Here is a 264-nt window from a genome sequence, read left to right on the forward strand (position 1 = left end):
AGTTTTCGGGTGGCAGGAGAATCTCGATGCTTCGGGGAACGCCGGGCTGACGGCGAATGAAGCCGTTTCGTTCGAGGGTGACGATCATTTGGTGGACTGACGGCGGGCTGACGCGGAAATGGCGCTGGATGTCGGCTTCGGCGGGCGGCTGTCCGAACATGTACGAATAGGTATGGATGAAAGCGAGATAGTGACCCTGCCTCTCGGTCAAGTTCGCGCCTGATTTTTGACTCATCGCTGGATTCGTCCCGGCCTCCGACAAGG

The 264-nt window shown here is 58.7% G+C and carries 1 protein-coding gene; it reads right to left on the reverse strand.

The window, feature by feature from the left end; translation table 11 throughout:
- Positions 1–235, reverse strand: a 235-nt coding sequence (locus tag ACZYOF_RS44595; RefSeq protein ID WP_463719700.1) for a LexA family protein, incomplete at its 3' end; no start/stop codon positions are given.
- Positions 236–264 lie beyond the last annotated feature (29 nt).

Source organism: Bradyrhizobium sp. LeoA1Lang, assembly GCF_055413685.1.